The organism is Bartonella sp. AC329YNZD (genome assembly GCF_042196685.1).
Lineage (GTDB): Bacteria > Pseudomonadota > Alphaproteobacteria > Rhizobiales > Rhizobiaceae > Bartonella.
This window is the reverse complement of record NZ_JBHIQS010000119.1, coordinates 1-590: the sequence shown is the minus strand read 5'-3', so window position 1 is coordinate 590 and position 590 is coordinate 1. Positions and strand designations below refer to the sequence as shown.

The 590-nt window shown below is 34.4% G+C and carries 1 protein-coding gene; it reads right to left on the bottom strand.

The window, feature by feature from the left end; translation table 11 throughout:
• A partial coding sequence (locus tag ACFIMW_RS09510; RefSeq protein WP_375697402.1) for a hypothetical protein occupies positions 1-335 on the bottom strand: 335 nt, incomplete at its 3' end.
• Positions 336-590: the final 255 nt, after the last annotated feature.

Genomic DNA, 590 nt, shown 5'->3' with positions numbered 1-590 from the left:
CAATATGGACAGGTGAAGGTAGTCCTATCTCGATCTTCTGGTGTGATGGGAATTTGATTGTATCGCGAATAGCCATCTAGAAAGCAATAATAAGGATATCCAGCAAGTCTCTCAAGCATCTTATCAATAAATTGAAAGAAGGATCTTTTAATTGTGCTTTGTATGTGAGTTGGAAGCATGGATTTCAAAAATTTTTCCAGAAAACAAACACACAAAAACACATAAACATTGTAATCATATAGTTTAAGATCAAGAGAATTTTTGTTTACCTCTTTTTGCAGTGTCACAAAATATTTCAGCAAGTTGTTGTAAATTTGCTCTCCACACCAAAGCAAATTTGTTCTCCACCAAATTGACTTACCACTTATTCTCCAAGGATTTCTTCAACAAGACCTTGAGTGCACAATGTATGAAAAAGTATGCGGAAAAGATGATGGCTTATTAGTGTATTTGGAATAGTTTTCTTTGATTGAAGAAAACTATCACACATACACACCTAGGGGGATCAAACCTACTAACAAGGAAGTAAGAAAGGAAACTTTATAGGAGGCAATATCACCAAAAATTTGTGTATATTAGGTCTGGTCACA